Origin of the sequence: Caulobacter hibisci, assembly GCF_016135805.1 — a bacterium.
Classification (GTDB): Bacteria; Pseudomonadota; Alphaproteobacteria; order Caulobacterales; family Caulobacteraceae; genus Caulobacter; species Caulobacter hibisci.
In genome coordinates this window covers 86,541-107,776 of the sequence record NZ_JADWOX010000007.1, presented here as the reverse complement: position 1 = coordinate 107,776, position 21,236 = coordinate 86,541, and the positions used below count along the sequence as shown (strand labels likewise).

Below are 21,236 nucleotides of genomic sequence, written 5' to 3'. Positions count from 1 at the left end.
ATGAACCCCGCCGAGCTCATCGCCCAGTCGGCCCCGCTGCTGCTGAAGGGCGCGGGCTATACGGTGCTGCTCAGCCTGATCGGCATGGGCCTGGGCCTGACCCTGGGCTTTGGCCTGGCGCTGATGCGGCTGTCGCGCACGCGGCTGCTGCGCTGGCCGGCGGCGGTCTATGTCTCGGCCTTCCGGGGCACGCCGCTGATCGTGCAGCTGTTCCTGATCTACTACGGCCTGCCGCAGCTGGGCCTGGAGCTTCCGCCGCTGGCGGCCGCCGGGATCGGCCTGTCGCTGAACGTGGCGGCCTATGCCGGCGAGATCCTGCGCAGCGCCATCGCCGCCGTCGACAAAGGCCAGTGGGAGGCCGCCAGCGTGCTGGGCCTGACCCGCGGTCAGGCCATGCGGCGGATCATCCTGCCCCAGGCAGCCCGCACGGCCGTGGCCCCGCTGTCCAACAGCTTCATCAGCCTGGTCAAGGACACCTCGCTGGCCGCGACCATCCAGGTGCCTGAGCTGTTCCGCCAGGCCCAGCTGATCACCGCCCGCACCTACGAGATCTTCGCCATGTATCTCAGCGTCGCGGCCGTCTACTGGGTGGTCTCCAGCCTGCTGGCCCTGGGCCAGGGCTGGCTGGAACGCCGCGCGGAGGCCCGCCGATGAGCGCCATCCTGGCCGAGGGCCTGATCAAGCGCTTCGGCGACACCACGGTGCTGGACGGCGTCGACCTGGACGTCGCCCCCGGCGAGGTCGTGGCCGTCATCGGCCCCAGCGGCTCGGGCAAGAGCACCCTGCTGCGTTGCCTGGCCGGGCTGGAGGCGCTGGACGGCGGCAGCCTGTCGATCGCCGGCGTCACGGCCGGCGGCAAGGTTCCGCTCGCCCGGGCGCTGAAGGGCCGGGTCGGCTTCGTCTTCCAGGGCTTCAACCTGTTCCCGCACAAGACCGCCGCCGAAAACGTCGCCGAGGCCCCCATCGTGGTGCGCGGCGATCCGCCCGCCAAGGCCCGCGCCAGGGCGTTGGAGCTGCTGACCAAGGTGGGCCTGTCCCACCGCGCCGACGCCTATCCCCGCGCCCTCTCCGGCGGCCAGCAGCAGCGCTGCGCGATCGCCCGGGCCCTGGCCATGGATCCCGAGGTCATCCTGTTCGACGAGCCGACCTCGGCCCTCGACCCGGAGCTGGTCGGCGAGGTGCTGGCGGTGATCCGCGACCTGGCCGCCGAGCGGAGAACCATGATCATCGTCACGCATCAGATGGACTTCGCGCGCGAGGTCGCCGATAGAACGATCTTCATGGACGAGGGCCGCATTCTCGAAGCGGGGCCGTCCGCGGAGCTGTTCGCCTCGCCGCGCGGAGAGAGAACCCAGAGGTTTCTCAGCAAATTGCGAAGCTTGCAGCCATAATTTGGCCTCTGGCGCTCGTCACGCCTCCGGGCTACGCCGTGTGTCTAGAGGCGAGGATTCGTGAAACCCTACATCGACCTGAAAGGCGCTTCGGGCGCCGTCTATCGCTACAAGCTGGCCGAGGATCGCGACCCGCGGACCACGATCGCTGGTAATTACCTGTACCTCAACGCCGAGGGCGACGTCGTTTTCGCCGGCGAAGCCAACAATCTGCACGACTCCACGCGCGGTTTCGCCGACGCCGCCGAGAAGCACGGCGCCGAGCATCTCTACACGCGCCTGAACGTGTCTGGCGCCTCGCGCGCGGAAGAGCTGGCCGACCTGCTGGCGGCCCTGTCGCCCGTCGGCAACGCCGAAGCGACCGAAGACTGACTTGAGCCTAAGACTCGGCGAAGAACTCGCCGAGCCGCCCCACCACATCCGAGGCCGGCGTGATGATCGCCCCCAGGTGATCGCCGGCCGTCGATACGAACGGCAGGCCGTTGGCGGCCGCGAAGGCCTCGGACGGCCCGTGATAGGGATCGGCGATCCCGTCCCACAGCAGCACCGGAACCCCGGCCCCGAGCACCGCCTCGGGCGCGCCGGAAAGGTCGCCCAGCGCCTCGAAACAGGCCTGCATGGCCGGCACGATGTCCGGCGTGACCCAGCTCACCAGCGTCGGCGCGACCTGCTGGGAGAAGCCCCAGAAGATGTCGAAGCGGATCGGCCCGGCCGGTCCCTTGGGCACGCCATTGACCAGGTCCCAGCCGCCCACCGTCAGCGAGGCCAGGCGCTCGGGGTGGTGCTTGGCCACGCCCACCGCCATCCACGCCCCCATCGAATAGCCGACCAGATGCGCCTTCTCCGCGCCCAGGGCGTCGAGCACCGCGACGATGTCGCCGGCGCGTTGCGACTGCTCGTAGAGCGTCGCGTCGCCAGGCTTGTCGCTGAGGCCGTGGCCCAGGGAGTCCACGCAGACCACGGTGAAGCGGTCAGCCAGGGCCGCGACGAAGCCGTTTGCCCGCCAGCTCGCCGCGTCCATGAACAGGCCGTGCTGCAGGACCACGACCGGGCCGTGCCCCTCCACCGTGTAGTGGATCTTCTGGCCGCGATGGGTGGCGAAGGGCATGCACGACTCTCCGGAGGACGCGGGCGGTAGTCGAACCGGTCCACAAATTCGCGCAAGGCGAACGAGACGAGAACACCCTCGCTTGTCTATCCTGACGCCGATGCGTCCCGAGTCGCTCTTTCCGCTCTATGCCGCGATCTCGACCCTGAAAGGGGTGGGGCCTCGCGTCGCGCCCCTGGTCGAGAAGCTGGCGGGCCCGATCGTGCGCGACGTGCTGTTCAGCCTGCCCCAGGCCCTGATCCGCCGCACCCCGACCACGGCGGCCCTGGCCCAGGACGGCCAGGTGGCGACCTTCGTCGTCACCATCGACGCCCACCTGCCGCCACAGCGCTCGGGCCAGCCCTGGCGGATCCGCGGCTGGGACGACACCGGCTTCGTCACCCTAGTCTGGTTCAAGGGCCACGGTCCGCACCTGGAGCGACAGCATCCGGTCGGCGCGCGCCGGGCGGTCAGCGGCAAGGTCGAGCGCTTCGGCTCGGAGATCCAGGTCGCCCATCCCGACTACATGCTCGAGGCCGAGCGGGTCGACGAGATCCCGCCCGTCGAGCCGGTCTATCCCGCCACGGCCGGCCTGCCCTCGCGCACCTTCCGCAAGTTCGCCCAGGAAGCCCTGTCGCGCGCCCTGCCCCTGCCCGAATGGCAGGACCCGGCCTGGCTGGAGCGCGAGGGCCTGCCGCCCTGGCGCGAAGCCTTCGAACTGGCGCATGGACCCGAGGGCGAGGCGGACCTGTCGCCGCTGTCGCTCGCCCGTCGGCGGCTGGCCTATGACGAACTGCTGGCTCACCAGTTGGCCCTGGCCCAGCGCAAGGCCGGCAAGCGCGCCCAGCCGGGGCCGCGCATCGTCTCCGGCGCCCTGGCCGAGGCGGCCGAGAAGGCCCTGCCCTTCCGCCTGACCGGCGCCCAGGTGCGGGCGCTGTCGGAGGTGCGCGGCGACCTGGCCCATGGCGAGCGTATGAGCCGCCTGCTGCAAGGCGACGTCGGCTCGGGCAAGACGGTGGTGGCCATGCTGGCCATGGCCGACGCGGCCGGCGCCGGCTTCCAGTCGGCCCTGATGGCCCCGACCGAGATCCTGGCCCGCCAGCACTACGAGACCCTGGCTCCGTCGCTGGAGGCGCAGGGCCTGGCCGTCGTGCTGCTGACCGGACGCGACAAGGGCTCAGCGCGGGCCGCCAAGCTGCAGAAGCTGGCCGACGGTTCGGCCGCCGTGGCGGTGGGCACCCACGCGCTGTTCCAGGACGACGTGGCCTTCAAGGCCCTGTCCCTGACCATCATCGACGAACAGCACCGCTTCGGCGTCAACGAGCGTCGCCGCTTGCAGGACAAGGGTGAGGGCGTGCACCTGCTGGCCATGTCGGCCACGCCGATCCCGCGCACGCTGGAATTGACCGTGTTCGGCGACCTCGACGTCTCGCGCATCGACGAAAAGCCGCCGGGCCGCACACCGGTCGCCACCCGCGCCGCGCCGCTTCCGCGCGTGCCCGAGATCGTCGATCGCCTGCGCAGCGCCATCGACGGCGGGGCCCAGGCCTTCTGGATCTGCCCGCTGGTCTCGGAATCCGAGAAGGTCGATCTGCGCGCGGCCGAGGATCGCGCGGCGGACCTGAAGAAGATCCTTGGATCGCGCGTCGGCCTGGTGCACGGCCAGATGCCGGCGGCCGAGAAGGACGCGGTGATGCAGGCCTTCGTCGATGGCGAGGTCGGGGTGCTGGTCGCCACCACCGTGGTCGAGGTCGGCGTCAACGTGCCCAACGCCAGCATCATGGTCATCGAGCACGCCGACCGCTTCGGCCTGGCGCAGCTCCACCAGCTGCGCGGACGAGTCGGCCGGGGGATGCGTGAGAGCTCCTGCGTGCTGCTCTACGATCCGCCGCTGTCGGAGGTCGCCCAGCAGCGGCTCGACATCCTGAGGCGCTCCGACGACGGCTTCGAGATCGCCGAGAAGGACCTCGAACTGCGCGGCGGCGGCGATCCGCTGGGCCTCAAGCAGAGCGGCTTCCCCGCCTATCGCCTGGCCGATCCCGTGGCCCACCGCGACCTGATCGCGGTGGCCGCCGACGACGCGCGGCTGATCCTGGCGCGGGACCCCGACCTGACCTCGCCCCGCGGCCAGGCCGTACGGACCTTGCAGGCGCTGTTCGACTGGAAGCCGGCCTCGGGGATCAACGACGCGGGATAGAGATCAAGGAACGTCCCCTGTGGGGGAGGCGATCGCGCAGCGATCGGTGGGGGGAGTTGCTGCGAAACCTGGCCATCGCCTCGAAAGCTGAAAACGGCCCCCCACCGGCCTTCGGCCGCCTCCCCCACGGGGGGAGGTTCCGGGGTCACCGCTTCTTCAGCGCCGCCACGCGCGCCGTGGCGTCGGCCTCGATGTCCGCCCAGAACAGGTTGTAGCCGTCGACCTTGCGGCGGTCGGTCCAGGAGCCGGTGTCGCGCAGCGAGGGCGACTTGGGGCGGCCGGTGTGCAGCAGGCCGTTCTCGCATTGGGCCCAGACCTGGCGCTTGAGGAAGGCCGGCCGGGCGCCCCATTCCAGGCCAGTGGCGTTGACCGCGCCGAGGTTGAGCCGCACCGGGGCGCGCTCGTCGGTCCGAGAGCCCAGGATCGGATTTACGCACAGCGGCGCGCGGCCGTTGAGGTTCTCCAGCTGGTCGCCGCCCATCCAGGTCAATGAGCGGCCCAGCCACTCCTGGGCCTTCTGGAAGTCGCCGTCGGTCAGCGAGGCCCAGGCCACGACGCAGCCGGCCTCGTCGCGGCGCACGCAGGCCGGAACGGGCGAGGTCGAGACATATTCGTCGGCCGGCACGGCGGTCTCGATCAGATAGACCCCGGCCAGCCGCGCCTTCAGCGCCGGATCGGGCGCGATCTCGTCGGCGACCAGCCGCGCCGCCAGGCTGCCGCCCTGCTCCACCCCGACGATTACCAGCGGCCGGCCCTTGTCGTAGCGCCCATGCCAGGCGCGGAAGGCCTCGCGCACGTCGCCATAGGCGAAGCGGCGCGCCTCGCGGGCGTCGTCGCGCAGGGTCAGGAAGGTGTAGAGGCTGGCCTGGCGGTAGCGTGGCGCGAAGATCCGGCCCACCCGCGCGAACGGCGCGGCGTAGTTGGGCAACACCACGCGGTTGAGATAGCGGCCGGCCTTGGGCTGGTCGTAGGGCGCGTTCCAGTCGCGTCCGCCGTCGAAGGTGGTGGGGTGGACGAAGAACACGTCGGCGGCGCGGTCCATGCCCGTCGCCCCGCGCGGCAGCAGCGCCCAGGCGCCCGGATCGGCATAGTTGGGGGCCGGCGGCGGGTCGTAGGTCTGGAACGGCACCTTCGGGTCGAGGGTGGTGCGCAGGATGTCGTAGCGCCAATAGAACGCCGCCGTCAGGACGATCCCCAGGAAGAGGACGCATCCCGCGAAGATCCAGCGCTTGAAACCCTTGAAGCGTCCCGCCATGCCCCTCGACTACACCAAGGCGGCGCGCCGCACTACGCCCCTTCCCGGCCGATGATGGCCACCGAGCAGACATTGCTGGCCGGCGCGCCGCCGAGGTTGTGGGTCATGCCGATGACGGGATCCCGAAGCTGGCGCTCGCCGGCCCGCCCCTGCAGCTGCAGGTACATCTCGTAGAGCATGCGCAGGCCCGAGGCGCCGATCGGATGGCCGAAACACTTGAGGCCGCCGTCGATCTGGCACGGCAGACCGCCATCGGCGTCGTAGAAGCCGTCCAGCACGTCGCGCCAGCCCTGGCCCTCGGCCGAGATGAACAGGTCTTCCATGGTGACCAGCTCGGTCACCGAGAAGCAGTCGTGCACCTCCATCATCGAGACCTGCTCGCGCGGACGCTCGATGCCGGCCTCCTTGTAGGCCTTGCCGGCGGCGATGCGGGCGGTGTGGAAGTGGCTGCCGTCCCAGCCGTTGTACTGGCTCTCGTAACCGTTGGAGACCGACAGCTGCAGGGCCTTGACGGTGACGAGGTCCCGCTTGCCCAACGCCCGGGCGATCTCGGGAGTGGTGACGATGGCGGCGGCCGCGCCGTCGGAGACGCCGCAGCAGTCGAACAGGCCCAGCGGTTCGGCGATCATCGGGGCATTCAGCGCCTGCTCCTGGGTGATGGGCTTGCGAAGGTGAGCCTTGGGGTTCTTGGCGCCGTTGGCGTGGCTCTTGACCGAGACGTGGGCGATGGCCCGCTTGAGATCCTCGCGCGAGACCCCGTGCTTCGCCCGATAGGCGCTGGCCAGCTGGGCGAAATTGCCGGGGGCCGAGCCGTTGGGCATGACCTGGGGCATGAGCGTGCCGGGCGCGCCGAACGGCAGGCCGCCATAGCCGGTATCCTTCAGCTTCTCGACCCCGACCGCCAGGGCGATGTCCGCCGCGCCGGCGGCCACGGCGTAGACCGCCCCGCGAAAGGCCTCCGAGCCCGAGGCGCAGAAGTTCTCCACCCGGGTGACGGCGATGTTGGGCAGGCGCAGGGCGATCGACAGCGGCGTGCCGCCCTTGCCCGTGCCGATCTCGTCGATATGGGTCGAGAACCAGGCCGCGTCGAGCTGGCTGGCCTCGATGCCGGCATCGCTCATCGCCTCGACATAGGCCTCGACCATCAGGTCGTCGGGCCCGGCGTCCCAGCGCTCGCCGAACTTCGAACAGCCCATGCCGAGAATGGCGACCTTGTCGCGGATGCCGCTGGCCATCGTGGTCTTCCTAGCTCGCCTTCTCGGGCGTATTGATCGGGTGTATCGTCGTGCTCATGGGCTTTGCGATCCACGACGAGGAAACGCTGCGCATGGCGCGGGAGCTGGCGGACCGGAAAGGTCTCAGCCTGGACGATGTGTTCGCCCACGCGATGCGTGCGGAACTCGATCGCACCCCGCCGCGGTCCGCGCCAAAGACGCGCGAAGAGAAGCTGGCCATCATGGTCGAACTGCAGGCGCGGTCGGCTGCGCTTCCCATTCTCGACCCGCGAACACCTGAAGAGATGCTGTACGACGAGCACGGCCTGCCGAAGTGATCGTCCTCGATACGTCCGCGGTATTGGCGATCCTCTGGCGCGAGCCCGAGGCGGACGGTTTCATGAAGATCGTCGCGAACGCGAACGGCCTCATGATGTCTACCGCGACACGGCTCGAGCTTGAGATTGTCTGCGTGCGACGGAAGGGTGAGGCCGAGGCCCGGAACATCGCGCGGTTCGTCAGCGAATTCCACATCGGGCTCGAAGTGTTCGACGAACTGCAACTGATGCTCGCGGAGCAAGCCTTCGCCAAATACGGCTCCGGCCGCCACGGCCTGAACTTCGGCGACTGCTTCAGCTACGCCCTGGCCAAGGCCCGCGACCTGCCGCTGCTGTTCAAGGGCGAGGATTTCGCCGCCACGGACGTGAAGCGCGCGCTCTGACACCGTCCTACTCCGCCGCCTGGGCCGAGGTTGCCGCCACCGCCGTCCTGTCCGGCGCGGCCTTCCAGAAGTAGCGGACGAAGCCGCGCTTCTCGTCGCGGTCCTTGATGCGGAACACCATCTTCACCAGCAGGCCGGTCTCGACCTCGCCGGGAGCGACGTCGGTGATGTCGAGCATGATCCGCCCGCCGCCCTCGAACACCACCATGCCGTAGTGGTTGGGCGGGCTCATCGAGAAGGTGAGGTAGTCGGCCGAATAGGTCAGCACCTGGGCCCGGCGCTCGGCGAAGCGATAGGGCTCCTGAGTGTCGACGGCCGGGTTGTTGGGGGCCACCGAGATGCGGGTGCGCGGGAACTGGACGACGCCGGTTTCGCGACAGCGGCCGCCGACCAGGCCCAGGATCTGGTCGCGGTTGCGATAGAGGGTGGTCAGGGCGGTCTTGTTGTCCTTCTCGGCCCGCATGCCGCGGTCCCATTCGACGAGATCGTTGAAAACCAGGAACTTCAGGTAGTTGGTCTCTTCCTGGCGGTCGGCCAGAGAACCGGTCACGCCCCTTGCCGGACGGCTTGATCCGACTTCCCCGCCGACGCGGAAGACTAGAGCCTCGGCGCCCTGGCCGAACTGGGCGACCAGGATCACTTGGCCCGGCGCGGCCTCTTCAAGGGCGTGGGCGAGCAGCAGCGGGCCATGGGCGGCGCCGGCCTCGCCGAGCTGGGCGGCCAGGGTGTCGCGCACGGCCTCGGGACGGACGCCCAGGGTCTTCGCCAGGGTCGCGCCCATGCCGGGAAAGACCGACGGAAAACAGAAATGGTCCACCTCGCCCGCCGACACGCCCGCCGCGTCCAGCGCCGCGCGGATAGCGGGCGGGACCAGCTTGACGATCCCCTCGTCGCGGATCCAGCGCTCCTCCCAGGCATAGTCGAACTCGGCGTCGGAGCCACGGAAGTGATCGACGAAGTCGTCCGTGACCGTGCCCCGGCCGAGAAACTCCGCCGCCCCGCCGTCGGGCGAGACGACGAAGGCCGCCGCCGCGTCGCCGAAGTCGAGCTCCTGAGCCGAGGCGGCGCGGGCCCGGCGGCGCTCCCCGGCCGCGACCAGCACGCGCTTGCCGCTGGCTGCCGCATCCAGGGCCTGCCCCAAAGCCGTCAGGCCGCAGCGCTGCGAGCCGGTGACGTCGGCCGAGCTGATGGAGGGCTCCAGCGTCAGGGCGGCGGCGAGGATGCCGGCGTTCTGGCGGTCGGCGAAGGGCGCGGTCGTCGAGGCGAAGATCGCGCCGTCGATCGCCGCCCGGCCCTCGTCCTCGACGCCGAGCGCGTCGCGAGCGGCCTCGACGGCCATGGTGAGGGCGTCCTCGTCCCAGTTGGCCATGGAGCGCTCGCCCTTGGCCTTGCCGGCCAGGTTCGGGGCGATCCAGGCGTTGGCGGCGACCATCGCCTTGCGGCTGAGGCGAAGACGCGGCGCATAGGCGCCCCAGGCGGCGATGCCGACCATGTTCCACTCCCTGACCAACGCCTGTGCCGGCGACGTATCAGGGTTGAGGTTACGCGCACGGCAGGGCTCGGCAAGCGTGCCCCTCGGTCAACGTCAGCGGTAGGGATCGTCCGTGTTCAGGAAGCCGGCCACGTAGTCGGCGACGCCGTCCTCCAGCGAGGTCATCGGCGCGTTGTAGCCGGCCGCGCGCAGGCGGCCCATGTCGGCCTGGGTGAAATACTGGTACTTGCCCTGCAGCACCTCGGGCATGTCGAAATAGGTGATGTCGGGCTCGCGGGCGACGGCGGCAAAGGTCGCCAACGCCAGGTCCTTGAACGAGCGGGCATGGCCCGAGCCGAGATTGTAGACCCCGCTGACATGCGGGCTCTTGGCCAGCCAGGCGATCACGTCGGCGACGTCGCGCACATAGACGAAGTCGCGCAGCTGGCCGCCGTCCTCATAGTCCGGGTGATGCGACTTGAACAGCCGCACGCCCTCGCCGGCCGCGATCTTGGGCCAGATCTGGCAGACGACCGACTTCATGCCGCCCTTATGGTCCTCGTTGGGGCCGTAGACGTTGAAGAACTTCAGGCCCACCCACTGCGGCGGGGCATGGCCGCGGGCGGCCTCGCGCACGGCGAAGACGTCGAACAGCGCCTTGGACCAGCCGTAGGCGTTCAGCGGCCGCAGCGCCATCAGGCTGTCGATGTCGTCCTTGCCGTCGAAGCCCTGGTCGCCGTCGCCATAGGTGGCGGCCGAGGAGGCGTAGATCAGGCGGGTCCCGTTCTTGGCGCACCACCGCCACAGGTCGCGCGACAGCACGAAGTTGGACTGCACGATCAGGTCGGCGTCGGGCTCGGTTGTCGAGGAGATCGCGCCCATGTGGATCACGAGCTCGACCTCGTCGCCGCGCGCGGCCAGCCAGTCGAACAGCTGCTCGGGAGCGACGAAGTCGGCGATCGGGTGCTTGGCGATGTTGCGCCACTTGCCCTCGGCCGCCTGGCCCAGCCAGTCGCAGACCACGACGTCGAGCGCCGGGTCCTCGCAGAGCTTGGCGACGATGTTGGAGCCGATGAAGCCGGCGCCGCCGGTGACGAGAACGATGCGTCGGGACATGGGCGGGTTATGGCACAGCGGGCTTGGAGGACAAATCGCACCCTCCACATTTGTCATCCCCCGACTTGTTCGGGGGACCCAAGCGGCGTTGAAGGGTGCGCGCGGTTAGCTCAGCTTGGGTCCCCCGTATAACGCGGGGGATGACGGCCTTTAGTGAGCGCTCACGCCGCCCGCTTGCGCTTGGCCAGGGCGTCGAATTCGAGCAGCTCGGCCACGAGGCCCTCGAACTGGCTCAGCGGCACCATGTTGGGGCCGTCCGACGGAGCGTGGTCGGGGTCGGGGTGGGTTTCCATGAACACCATGGCCACGCCGATCGAGACGGCGGCGCGGGCCAGCACCGGCACGAACTCGCGCTGGCCGCCCGAGGACGTGCCCTGCCCGCCCGGCTGCTGCACGCTGTGGGTGGCGTCGAACACCACCGGGCAGCCGATCTCCTTCATGATCGGCAGGCTGCGCATGTCGGAGACAAGGGTGTTGTAGCCGAACGAGGCCCCGCGCTCGCAGGCCAGGACGTTGGGATTGCCCGCGCCGGTGACCTTGGCGATGACGTTCTTCATGTCCCAGGGGGCCAGAAACTGACCCTTCTTGATGTTGATCGCCCGGCCGGTGGCGGCAGCGGCCAGCAGCAGGTCGGTCTGGCGGCACAGGAAGGCCGGGATCTGGATGACGTCGACGGCCTCGGCGACCGGGGCGCAGTGGCTGATCTCGTGCACGTCGGTCAGGGTCGGCAGGCCGGTGACCTCGCGGATCTCCTGGAAGATCGGCAGGCTGTCATAGAGGCCGATGCCGCGGGCGGCCGTGGCCGAGGTGCGGTTGGCCTTGTCGTAGCTGGTCTTGTAGATCAGGCCGACGCCCAGGCGCTCGCCGATCTCCTTGAGGGCGTGGGCCGTTTCCAGCGCGTGCTGGCGGCTTTCCATCTGGCACGGACCGGCGATCAGGGTCAGGCGCTCGGCGTTGCCGATGCGGACGGCCTTGCCGGTCTCCGTCTTAACTTCGACGACGGCGTTGGGGGCGACGGGCTGACTCAAGGCGGGACTTCCGAATAAAGGTGGGGCCGACAGACGTAGGCGCTGAATTTGGCCCACAGGTGGCCTCAACGGCGGAAAGGTGCAAGTGCGGATCGATCCAGGCGTCCCCGGACCCGTCATCGTGTGGCTGCGCAACGACCTGCGCCTGGCCGACAACCCGGCCCTGAAAGCCGCCATCGACACCGGCCGGCCGGTGATCCCGCTCTATATCCTCGACGAGACGCCGGGCGTCCGCGCCATGGGCGCGGCCTCGCTGTGGTGGCTCGACAAGTCGCTGCGGGCGCTCTCCGACAGCTTCAAGGCGATCGGCTCGAAGCTGATGCTGCGGCGCGGCCCGGCGCAGGAGATCCTGAAGGACGTCATCGTCCACGCCGGCGCGGCGGGCGTGGTCTGGAACCGCCTGTACGAACCGGCCGCCATCGCCCGCGACGCCGAGATCAAGGCGGCGCTGAAAGCCGACGGCGTGGTGGTCGAAAGCTGCCTCGCGGGCCTGCTGAACGAGCCCTGGACCGTGCAGAACGGCTCCAAGCAGCCCTACAAGGTGTTCACCCCCTATTGGCGGGCGGCCCGCGCCCACCTGACCCATGTCGAGGTCGAGCGCGCCCCCAAGCATTTGCAAGCGCCCGAGCACTGGCCGCACAGCGACGCGCTGGACGGCTGGAACCTGCATCCGCGCAAGCCCGACTGGTCGAAGGGCTTTTCCATCTGGACGCCCGGCGAGGCCGGCGCCCTGGAACGGCTGGACGATTTCCTTTCCGGCGCCGTCGACGGCTATGGCGAGGGCCGCGACGTTCCCGGGCTGGAGGCGACCTCGCGCCTGTCGCCGCACCTGCACTTCGGCGAGATCGGCCCGCGCCAGGTCTGGGCCGCGGCCCGCACCGCCGCCGAGGCCGGCGACGCCCCGCACGGCGAGATCGAGAAGTTCCTGTCGGAAGTGGGCTGGCGCGAGTTCAACCACTCGATCCTGTTCCATTGGCCGCAGATGCCCAAACGCAACTTCCGGCCGGAGTTCGACGCCTTTCCGTGGGCCGAGAACCCCAAGGGCTTCGAAGCCTGGATCGAGGGGCGCACCGGCTATCCGCTGGTCGATGCGGGCATGCGCGAGCTTTGGGCCACCGGCTTCATGCACAACCGGGTGCGGATGATCACCGCCTCGTTCCTGATCAAGCACCTGCTGGTCGACTGGCGCGACGGCGAGGCCTGGTTCTGGGACACCCTGGTCGACGCCGACCTCGCCAACAATGTCGGCAACTGGCAGTGGGTGGCCGGCAGCGGCGCCGACGCCTCGCCCTACTTCCGCATCTTCAACCCGATCGGCCAGGGCGAGAAGTTCGACCCCAAGGGCGCCTACGTCCGAAAATGGGTCCCGGAGCTGGCCAACCTGCCCGACAGCGCCATCCATCAACCTTGGACCGCGCCCGCGCATCTTTCGGTCGAGGCCAAGCGTAGCTACGCTCGACCCATCGTCGATCATGGACGGGCGCGGGCGCGGGCTCTCGAGGCCTATCGCCATCTGCGCGGTAACGCTTCCGGGGACTGATCCCCTGGCGGACAACCGCGTGCGTTCCCATCTCAAGTGTCGGTTTTTGGGGGTCTGATTTGTCCCGAGTATGGGACGGGAGAGCCGATGACCGACACTCTGCACGCCCAGTGGCGTAACGATCACCTCCGCGCCGCCCCGGCCGCTTTTCGCGCGGCGCTTCGGGTCGCCGTCGAGAACTGGGCCATCGGGTCGCTGACCTTCGTCCTGCCCACGGGCCAGCCGCTGCGCATCGACGGCAAGACCCCGGGACCCGACGCCGTCATCCGCGTGCACGACTATCGCTTCATCCGCCGGGCCTTCGCCTCGGGCGACATCGGCTTTGCCGAAGGCTACATGGCCGGCGAGTGGGAGACGCCCGACCTTTCGGCCGTGCTGACCGCCTTCGCCCTGAACTTCGACAAGCTGTCGGCCCTGGTGCGCGGCAATCCCCTGATGCGGCTGGCCAACCTGCTGTTCCACCGCACCAATCGCAACGACCGCGAGGGCTCCAAGCGCAACATCCACGCCCACTACGACCTGGGCAACGCCTTCTATTCGCAGTGGCTGGACCCGACGATGACCTATTCGTCGGCCCTCTACGACCGGGATCCCAACGCCCGGCTCGAGGCGGCCCAGGCCCGCAAGTACGAGGCCCTGGCCCAGTCCATCGGCCTGACGCCCGACAAGCACGTGCTGGAGATCGGCTGCGGCTGGGGCGGGTTCGTCGAATACGCGGCCAAGAAGGTTGGCGCCCGGGTCACCGCCGTGACCATCTCCAAGGCCCAGCACGACTTCGCCCGCCGGCGCCTTTTCGCGCTGGGCCTGGCCGACAAGGTCGACATCCGGCTGATGGACTATCGCGACGTCGAGGGCCGCTTCGACGGCGTGGCCTCGATCGAGATGTTCGAGGCCGTCGGCGAGGAATACTGGCCGACCTATTTCGACAAGGTCCACGACCTGCTGGCGCCCAGCGGCCGCGCCGGCCTGCAGATCATCACCATCAGGGACGAGCTCTTCGCCCACTATCGCAAGCAGACCGACTTCATCCAGCGCTACGTCTTCCCCGGCGGCATGCTGCCCAGCGAGACCCGCCTGAAGCAGGAGACCGATCGCGCCGGCCTGTCGTGGGAGAACGTCCGCCGCTTTGGCCAGGACTACGCCGACACCCTGGCCGACTGGAACAGGCGGTTCGAGACCGCCTGGGACGACATCCGCCCCCTCGGCTTCGACGAACGCTTCCGCCGGCTCTGGAAGTTCTACCTCGCCTATTGCGAAGCGGGCTTTCGCACGGAGCGGACCAATGTCATTCAATTGGGCCTGAGCCGAAATTAGGATGAGCCGCAGCTAGGAGATCTCGCCGTGTCGCTCTTCACCCTGGTGCTGGACTATCACGGCGGGACCTACCTCTCGCAGTTCGACGCCGACACGCCGGTCGAGGCGGTCGGCGCCTGGTGCCGCGAGTTGCACGACAACCAGTTGCTGGGCGAACCGTCGTCGGTCGTGGCCGAGGGCATCATGGCCGATGCAGTCGAGAACAGCCTTGTGGGAATAGAGGGCCTGTGCGGGGCCTGGTGCGCGGCGACGGCCACGGCCGGGGGCTTGGCCCTGCTCAACGTCATCCAAACCGAGCCCACCACGCACTGAAGCTGCGGCCCAAACCCTGGCTTTCAGGAAAACTGGATTGATCCGGGCGGCCGCATCGCGATCTACCCTAGCTCCAGAAGGCGCACCCTCGCGCGAAGACCCAAGATTTCGACCATGCCCGTCACCGCCAATGTTCTCGACGCCATCGGCAACACCCCGCTGATCCGCCTCAACCGGGCCAGCGAGGCCACCGGCTGCGAGATCCTGGGCAAGGCCGAGTTCATGAACCCCGGCCAGTCGGTGAAGGACCGCGCCGCGCTCAGCATCATCCGCGACGCGGAAGCGCGAGGCCTGCTGCGGCCGGGCGGCCGGGTGGTCGAGGGCACGGCCGGCAACACCGGCATCGGCCTGGCCATGGTCGCCTCGGCGCTCGGCTACAAGACGACGATCGTCATCCCGCGCACCCAGAGCCAGGAGAAGAAGGACGCCATCCGCCTGCTCGGCGCCGAGCTGGTCGAGGTGGACGCCGTCCCCTATTCCAACCCCGACAACTACGTCCGCTATTCCGGCCGGCTGGCCGAGGAACTGGCCAAGACCGAGCCCAATGGCGCGATCTGGGCCAACCAGTTCGACAACGTCGCCAACCGCCAGGCTCACTACCAGACGACCGGCCCCGAGATCTGGGAACAGACCGGCGGCAAGGTCGACGGCTTCATCTGCGCCGTCGGCTCGGGTGGCACCCTGGCCGGCGTGGCCCAAGCCCTGCGCGAGCGCAAGCCGGGTGTGAAGATCGGCCTGGCCGACCCGGGCGGCGCCTCGCTCTACAACTGGTACGCGGCCGGCGAGCTGAAGGCCGAGGGCAATTCGATCAGCGAAGGCATCGGCCAGGGCCGGATCACCGCCAATCTCGAAGGCCTGGCCATCGACCATCCCTACCGCGTCTCAGACGAGGAGATGATGGAGCAGATCTTCGATCTGGTTCAGCACGAGGGCCTGTGCCTGGGCGGCTCGACCGGGATCAACGTCGCCGGCGCCGTGCGCCTGGCCAGGGATCTTGGTCCCGGCCACACCATCGTGACCATCCTCTGCGACCACGGCTCGCGCTACCAGAGCAAGCTGTTCAATCCCGAGTTCCTGGCCGAGAAGGGCCTGCCGACGCCGCCCTGGCTGTAAGACCGTGCATGTTCCTCGTCCTTCGACAGGCTCAGGATGAGGAACAGGGCAAAGACCTCGCAGTCGAAAACCTCACCCTGAGCTTGTCGAAGGGCGTGGTTTTCGTTGCTTGCGCTTGTGCGCGGCGCACATGAAGTTGCCGCCCTCGCTTTAGTTCGAAAGGCCAGCCATGACCCACGTCGATCCGCTCGTCACGACCGCCTGGCTGGCCGACCATCTCGACGCGCCGGACGTGCGGATCGTCGACGCCTCGTGGTTCATGCCCGGCACGCCGCGCGATCCCAAGGTCGAGTTCGAGGCCGGCCACATCCCCGGCGCGGTGTTCTTCGACATCGACGAAATCGCCGACGAGACCTCGCCCCTGCCCCACATGCTGGCCAGCGGCGTCAAGTTCGCCTCGCGGGTGCGCAAGCTGGGCCTGGGCGATGGCGCCCGCATCGTCGTCTACGACAGCACCGGCATCCTGCCGGCCGCCCGGGTGTGGTGGAACTTCCGCGTCATGGGCCACGAGGACGTCGTGGTGCTGGACGGCGGCCTGCCCAAGTGGGTCGCCGAGGGCCGCCCGCTGGAAGACGGTCCCGCCGCGCCGCAGGAGCGTCACTTCACGCCGCGCCTGCAGGCCGACCTTGTCCGCAGCTTCGACCAGATCAAGCGCAACCTGGAGACCGGCCGCGAGCAGGTGATCGACGCCCGCGCCGCCGGCCGCTTCACCGGCGAGGTTCCCGAGCCGCGCGCGGGCCTCAAGAGCGGCCACATCCCCGGCTCGCGCAACATTCCGCTGGCCGCGATGCTGGCGGCCGACGCGACGATGCTGCCGGCCGAGCAGCTTAGGACGGTCTTCGCCGACGCCGGCTTGGACATCGAAAAGCCGATCGCCGCCAGCTGCGGCTCGGGCATCACCGCCTCGGTCACGGCCCTGGCGCTGCATCGCCTCGGCAAGCCCCGGGCGGCGGTCTATGACGGCTCATGGACCGAATGGGGCGGCCGCGACGACGCGCCGGTCGCGACCGGCCCAGTGGCCGATCTGGCCGTGTAAAAACACCCAGGATTATATTAATTTCGAATACAATCTGAAATTGACGAGATGCACCGCGTGGCCGACGCTCGACGTGTTGCGGGTCGGCCGCAAGCCGCCATGGACGACGGCCAGGCCGTACGTCGCTCCCCGCCAGTGCCCATTAGCTTAAAGACCTTCGGCGCGACCATCGTGGCGCCGAGCACGCAACCGCGCGATCGGCGGATCAGCCGGCGCGTTCGTGGGGAGAAAACGCCATGTCGTCCTTCCGTCCGCTCTATGCGGCCCCCATCAGCGACGCCATCGCCGCCGGCGACCTGGACGAGCTGAAAAAGCTCAAAGCCGAGGCCGAGGCCCACCTGCAGCAGTATGGCGACCTCCAGACCCTGCTCGCGGCCCTCAAGGTCGAAATCGCCAAAGCCGAAAAGTCGTCCTGAGGTCCCGGCCAAGGTGCACGTGCACCATCGCGAGCGGTCGCCTTTCGGCGCCACCTTCTCCCGCAAAGGGAGAAGGAAGGGCTAGATGACTTCACCGGCCCTTGGCGCACCCCGCCTTGGCCAGCGCATAGCTGGCGAAGGCCTGCTCCTTGCCGCCAGCGTCGCGGACGACGATGGTCCAGCCGACCTTGTCGGCCTTCACCGTCCAGCGATTGACGAAGCTGGAGCGATCATAGGGATAGGCGACCTCGAAACCTTCGGCGGTCACCGCGCCGGTTCCCATGGACGCCCCATCGCCGCCGAAACTGTCGGCCCACAGACCGATGACGGCGGCCGGTTCCGCGGTCTTGGTCGTGCGGCCGCCGAACAGCAGGTGAGCGGCGTAGGTATCGGCGGGATCGGCCTTGGCGTGACTGTCGGCCTCGACCAGGACCATGGCGTCGCCGGCCGTGGTCTTGACGGCCAGGGCGATGGTCACGGGCTTGCCCATCACCGCCCCCTCGCCGCGCCAGCAGCCGGTCAAAGCCCGCACTTGGGCTGGAGGCCCGACCGGGGCCTCTTCGGCGAAGGCCATGCCGCCCATGACCAGAGCCGCACTCGCCAGCAACAAAACCGAAATTCTCATCTGATCCCCTCGCGCAGCCGGCTAGGCCGACGTGCTCGCGCCTAGATGGCAGATTCTCCGCCCGCGCCGCCACGCCGACGATCGAAAGCTTGAACCGCGGCCACCGGCGACCTTAAACGACGGGTTCCTTTCCGTGTTCACGAGTCCCGCCGCCATGGACGAGAAGACCCGCCTGATCCGTTCGGGCCTGCAGGCCCAGTCGCTGGCGCGGACCGTCAACCCGCCGATCCAGCGCGGCTCGACCGTGCTGATGCCCAACGCCGCCGCGCTGTACGACGACAACCAGCTGTCCTACGGCATCACCGGCCTGTCCTCGCCGGCCGCCTTGCAGGCGGCCCTGGCCGAGCTTGAGGGCTCGCCGGACGTCACGCTGTATCCCTCGGGCCTGGCGGCGATCACCGGGGCGATGATGGCGGTGCTGAAGGCCGGCGACGAGGTGCTGGTGGTCGACAGCGCCTACAAGCCGACCCGCCGGTTCTGCGACCGCTTTCTGACCCGCTTCGGCGTCACCACCCGCTACTACGATCCCTCGCTGGACGCCGACGCGCTGTTGGCTTTGGCCGGTCCGAAGACCCGGCTGATCCTGCTGGAAGCCCCCGGCTCCCTGACCTTCGAGATGCAGGACGTGCCGGCCATCGCCGCGGCCGCCAACGCCCGGGGCATCCTGACCCTGATCGACAACACCTGGGCGGCCGGCCTGCTGTTCAAGCCGCTGGCGCACGGGGTGACGATCAGCGTCCAGGCCCTGACCAAATATGTCGGCGGCCACTCCGACTGCTTCATGGGCAGCGCCACGACCATGGACCCGGTGATCGGCGACGAATTGGGCAACGCCATGTGGGACGTGGGCTGGTCGGTGTCGCCCGACGACGCCTACGCCATGCTGCGCGGTCTGCGCACCCTGGCCACGCGCCTTCCGCGCCACGAGGAGAACGGCCTGGCCGTGGCCCGCTGGCTGCAACAGCGGCCCGAGGTCGCCCGGGTGCTGCATCCCGCCCTGCCCGAGGATCCGGGCCATGCGATCTGGAAGCGTGACTTCTCCGGCGCCTGCGGGCTGTTCGGCGTCGTGCTGAAACCGACCTCGCAGAAGTCCGTGCACGCCTTCCTCGACGCCCTGACCCTGTTTGGCCTCGGCTTCTCGTGGGGCGGCTACGAGAGCCTGGCGATCCATTGCGATCCGCAGCTGAAGAGCCGCTCGAAGCCGCTGAACTTCGAAGGACCACTGCTGCGCCTGCACATCGGCCTGGAGGCGCCGGGCGACCTGATCGCCGACCTCGAGCGCGGTTGCGCGGCCCTGGCGACGGCTTGAGGCGGCGCGCCGCACGGTCGCCGCAACCGTGACCCAAATGCGGCCGAACGGCCGAATTTGCTGTTTGTCGCGGCGCCTTTCGCCCGCGTGGAAGCGCTCGAAACGCGACCGCCGTTATATTTCCGTCACGTCGCAACCCGTTGCTACGTCAGGGGTTCTTCGCGCGAAAGGAGCCCCAATGGACGCTCGCCTCGCCGATCGGCTTCAGCCCTGTAACGATGTAGAAGCCGCTCAGCGGGAGGCCGGACCGGAAGCTTGGCTTCCAGCCGAAGCGCCGCTCTCGATGCCAGTGCGCGTGTTATCTGCGCCTGCCAGGGGACGGCGGCGGCTGGCGCGATCACGGTTGAGCCGGCGCCTCACATTGCTTGGCGTCACGATGCTGGCTTTTGTGTTTGGTTTGAGCTCGATGCTAGACGCCTTCGCGGCGGGGGGTGTCAGCCTGCTGGAGTTTATCGACGCCCTGCTCGTGGCGACGTTGCTCGCTTGGACGGGTTTTTCGTTCTCAGCTTCGCTAGGCGGCTTTCAGCTTGCACTTGCCAAATATAGTTGGGAGCGGCGGCTGGAGGGTCCTCCATCATCGCACCTTAAAGGACGGGTCGCCCTGCTGGCGCCGATCTACAACGAGGACGTCGCCTCGGTGTTCGCCCGACTGGAGGCCATGCGCGTCGACCTGGACCGCGAGCGGCTGTCGGCGACCTTCGACATCTTCGTGCTCAGCGACACCCGCAACGAGGCCATCGCCGCGGCCGAGTTGGAGGCCGCCTTGGTCGCCAGGGCTGGCCCCTCGCCCACCCCGGTCTATTACCGCCGCCGGGTCGACAACATCGACCGCAAGACCGGCAACATCGCCGAATGGGTGCGCCGGTTCGGCGGGGCCTATGAGTGCATGGTCGTGCTGGACGCCGACAGCCTGATCAACGCCCGTTCGCTGCGCCGCATGGCGGGAGCCATGGAGGCCGACGCGACCCTGGGCGTGCTGCAGGCGGGCACCACCATCGTTGGCCGCAGCACGCTGCTCAGCCGCGCCGAGCAGTTCGCCAGCTGGGTCTACGGCCCGCTGGCCACCTGGAGCCTGGCCTGGTGGAGCGGCGCCGAGGCCAATTATTTCGGCCACAACGCCATGATCCGCACCCGCGCCTTCGCCGAGTGCTGCGGCCTGCCCCATCTGCCGGGCAAGGCGCCGTTCGGCGGCGCGATCCTCAGCCACGATTTCGTCGAGGCTGCCCTGATGCGGCGCGGCGGCTGGGCCGTGCGCATGGCGCCGACTTTGGAAGGCGTGCACGAGGAGGCCCCGCCGACCCTGTCGGACCTGCTGGCCCGCGACCGCCGCTGGTGCCAGGGCAACCTGCAGCACCTGGCGATCCTGGGCGTCAAGGGCCTGCATCCGATCAGCCGCCTGCACCTGCTGCGCGGCGCCCTGGCCTACGCCCTGGCCCCGGTCTGGCTGCTGCTGGTGGTGTTGAGCGCCCTGCTGGCCGCCTTCCCCGTCGCCGGTGCGGAGGACGCCGAGTTCTTCCTGGTCGAGGGCGCGGCCAGCGCCTTCGCTGTCTCCCTGATCTTCCTGGCCGCGCCCAAGGTGCTGGCGGTGATCCTGACCTGCCGAGAAGGTCATGCCGACGGCTACGGCGGCGTTGGACGGCTATGGGCGTCGGTGGCGGTCGAGACCGTCCATTCGACCCTGGCCGCGCCGGCTATGCTGTTCGGCCATGCACGCGCCCTGCTCGACATCGTGGCCGGCCGCGACTCCGGCTGGGCCGTACAGCGGCGCGACGCCGCCGGTACGGACTGGGGCGAGGCGCTGCGGCGGCACACGCCGGAAGTCATCGCCGGCCTGGCCCTGCTGGTCTGCGCGGTGCTGGCCGGTCCCTCGCTGGGGATCTGGATCCTGCCAGCCGCCCTGGGCCTGGCGATCGCGCCGGCGGTGTCGGTGGTGACGGGCAGCGCGCGCTGGGGCCTGGCCCTGCGCCGACGCGGCCTGCTGATCGTGCCCAGCGAGCTCGACCCGTCGCGCCTGCTGCGGCACGCCTACAAGCGTCCCGCGGAGGCGCTGCCCGAACTCGTGGAGACCGCGGAAACCGTCGCGGCCTGAGG

21 protein-coding genes are annotated in these 21,236 nt (G+C 69.2%); 14 read left to right on the top strand and 7 right to left on the bottom strand.

Annotated elements, in window-relative coordinates:
• From tcyL to I4Q42_RS11910, 3 genes are read left to right on the top strand one after another with little or no spacing between them, the layout of a single operon-like run.
• The gene (tcyL, locus tag I4Q42_RS11920) at positions 1-654 is read left to right on the top strand and encodes a cystine ABC transporter permease (RefSeq protein ID WP_198576291.1); all 654 of its coding nucleotides are present in this window, start codon (positions 1-3) and stop codon (positions 652-654) included.
• A complete protein-coding gene (locus I4Q42_RS11915; protein ID WP_198576290.1) occupies positions 651-1,391 on the top strand; it encodes an amino acid ABC transporter ATP-binding protein in 741 nt (246 codons plus the stop codon). The genes tcyL and I4Q42_RS11915 overlap by 4 nt, the downstream gene beginning before the upstream one ends.
• Before the next feature lie 60 nt (positions 1,392-1,451).
• On the top strand, positions 1,452-1,763 hold the full coding sequence (locus I4Q42_RS11910; protein WP_198576289.1) for a hypothetical protein: 312 nt from the start codon (positions 1,452-1,454) through the stop codon (positions 1,761-1,763).
• Between the two features lie 7 nt (positions 1,764-1,770).
• Here the strand turns inward: I4Q42_RS11910 and I4Q42_RS11905 are convergent, their stop codons facing one another.
• The gene (locus tag I4Q42_RS11905) at positions 1,771-2,499 is read right to left on the bottom strand and encodes an alpha/beta fold hydrolase (RefSeq protein WP_198576288.1); all 729 of its coding nucleotides are present in this window, start codon (positions 2,497-2,499) and stop codon (positions 1,771-1,773) included.
• 100 nt (positions 2,500-2,599) lie between these two features.
• On the opposite strand from I4Q42_RS11905, the gene recG reads away from it, so the two are divergent.
• Complete coding sequence (recG, locus tag I4Q42_RS11900) at positions 2,600-4,675, top strand: ATP-dependent DNA helicase RecG (RefSeq protein WP_198576429.1); 2,076 nt, start codon at positions 2,600-2,602, stop codon at positions 4,673-4,675.
• A gap of 145 nt (positions 4,676-4,820) precedes the next feature.
• Here the strand turns inward: recG and I4Q42_RS11895 are convergent, their stop codons facing one another.
• Both I4Q42_RS11895 and I4Q42_RS11890 read right to left on the bottom strand, forming a co-directional pair.
• On the bottom strand, positions 4,821-5,930 hold the full coding sequence (locus tag I4Q42_RS11895; RefSeq protein WP_198576287.1) for a DUF3089 domain-containing protein: 1,110 nt from the start codon (positions 5,928-5,930) through the stop codon (positions 4,821-4,823).
• A gap of 32 nt (positions 5,931-5,962) precedes the next feature.
• Positions 5,963-7,165 (bottom strand): acetyl-CoA acetyltransferase, encoded by a 1,203-nt coding sequence (locus I4Q42_RS11890; RefSeq protein ID WP_198576286.1) that lies wholly within the window; start codon positions 7,163-7,165, stop codon positions 5,963-5,965.
• A 56-nt stretch (positions 7,166-7,221) separates the two neighbouring features.
• On the opposite strand from I4Q42_RS11890, the gene I4Q42_RS11885 reads away from it, so the two are divergent.
• Positions 7,222-7,482: a type II toxin-antitoxin system VapB family antitoxin gene (locus tag I4Q42_RS11885; protein ID WP_198576285.1), complete on the top strand. Its 261-nt coding sequence runs from the start codon at positions 7,222-7,224 to the stop codon at positions 7,480-7,482.
• Positions 7,479-7,865 carry a type II toxin-antitoxin system VapC family toxin gene (locus tag I4Q42_RS11880; protein ID WP_198576284.1) on the top strand — a complete coding sequence of 129 codons (387 nt, stop codon included), beginning with the start codon at positions 7,479-7,481 and terminating at the stop codon, positions 7,863-7,865. Before I4Q42_RS11885 ends, I4Q42_RS11880 begins: the two co-directional genes overlap by 4 nt.
• A gap of 7 nt (positions 7,866-7,872) precedes the next feature.
• Here the strand turns inward: I4Q42_RS11880 and I4Q42_RS11875 are convergent, their stop codons facing one another.
• From I4Q42_RS11875 to kdsA, 3 genes are all read right to left on the bottom strand, one after another.
• Complete coding sequence (locus tag I4Q42_RS11875; protein WP_198576283.1) at positions 7,873-9,357, bottom strand: OB-fold domain-containing protein; 1,485 nt, start codon at positions 9,355-9,357, stop codon at positions 7,873-7,875.
• A gap of 93 nt (positions 9,358-9,450) precedes the next feature.
• Positions 9,451-10,452, bottom strand: a complete 1,002-nt coding sequence (gene rfaD, locus I4Q42_RS11870; protein ID WP_198576282.1) for an ADP-glyceromanno-heptose 6-epimerase — start codon at positions 10,450-10,452, stop codon at positions 9,451-9,453.
• A 161-nt stretch (positions 10,453-10,613) separates the two neighbouring features.
• Complete coding sequence (gene kdsA / locus I4Q42_RS11865; protein WP_198576281.1) at positions 10,614-11,480, bottom strand: 3-deoxy-8-phosphooctulonate synthase; 867 nt, start codon at positions 11,478-11,480, stop codon at positions 10,614-10,616.
• A 79-nt stretch (positions 11,481-11,559) separates the two neighbouring features.
• On the opposite strand from kdsA, the gene I4Q42_RS11860 reads away from it, so the two are divergent.
• The 6 genes from I4Q42_RS11860 to I4Q42_RS11835 all read left to right on the top strand — a co-directional run bounded on the left by I4Q42_RS11860 (position 11,560) and on the right by I4Q42_RS11835 (position 17,211).
• Positions 11,560-13,020: a cryptochrome/photolyase family protein gene (locus I4Q42_RS11860; RefSeq protein WP_408611067.1), complete on the top strand. Its 1,461-nt coding sequence runs from the start codon at positions 11,560-11,562 to the stop codon at positions 13,018-13,020.
• Positions 13,021-13,107: 87 nt separating this feature from the next.
• On the top strand, positions 13,108-14,334 hold the full coding sequence (locus tag I4Q42_RS11855) for an SAM-dependent methyltransferase (RefSeq protein ID WP_198576279.1): 1,227 nt from the start codon (positions 13,108-13,110) through the stop codon (positions 14,332-14,334).
• Positions 14,335-14,361: 27 nt separating this feature from the next.
• Complete coding sequence (locus tag I4Q42_RS11850) at positions 14,362-14,646, top strand: hypothetical protein (RefSeq protein ID WP_198576278.1); 285 nt, start codon at positions 14,362-14,364, stop codon at positions 14,644-14,646.
• Between the two features lie 114 nt (positions 14,647-14,760).
• Positions 14,761-15,759 carry a cysteine synthase A gene (locus I4Q42_RS11845; RefSeq protein WP_198576277.1) on the top strand — a complete coding sequence of 333 codons (999 nt, stop codon included), beginning with the start codon at positions 14,761-14,763 and terminating at the stop codon, positions 15,757-15,759.
• Positions 15,760-15,928: 169 nt separating this feature from the next.
• Positions 15,929-16,795 (top strand): 3-mercaptopyruvate sulfurtransferase, encoded by an 867-nt coding sequence (gene sseA / locus I4Q42_RS11840; protein WP_198576276.1) that lies wholly within the window; start codon positions 15,929-15,931, stop codon positions 16,793-16,795.
• 236 nt (positions 16,796-17,031) lie between these two features.
• Positions 17,032-17,211, top strand: a complete 180-nt coding sequence (locus I4Q42_RS11835) for a DUF1843 domain-containing protein (protein WP_198576275.1) — start codon at positions 17,032-17,034, stop codon at positions 17,209-17,211.
• A 91-nt stretch (positions 17,212-17,302) separates the two neighbouring features.
• On the opposite strand, the gene I4Q42_RS11830 is transcribed toward I4Q42_RS11835, so the two are convergent.
• Positions 17,303-17,836 carry a hypothetical protein gene (locus I4Q42_RS11830; protein ID WP_198576274.1) on the bottom strand — a complete coding sequence of 178 codons (534 nt, stop codon included), beginning with the start codon at positions 17,834-17,836 and terminating at the stop codon, positions 17,303-17,305.
• Positions 17,837-17,990: 154 nt separating this feature from the next.
• Between I4Q42_RS11830 and metC the strand changes: the two genes are divergently transcribed.
• Positions 17,991-19,145, top strand: a complete 1,155-nt coding sequence (gene metC, locus I4Q42_RS11825; protein WP_198576273.1) for a cystathionine beta-lyase — start codon at positions 17,991-17,993, stop codon at positions 19,143-19,145.
• Positions 19,146-19,182: 37 nt separating this feature from the next.
• Complete coding sequence (mdoH, locus tag I4Q42_RS11820; protein WP_332873075.1) at positions 19,183-21,234, top strand: glucans biosynthesis glucosyltransferase MdoH; 2,052 nt, start codon at positions 19,183-19,185, stop codon at positions 21,232-21,234.
• Positions 21,235-21,236 lie beyond the last annotated feature (2 nt).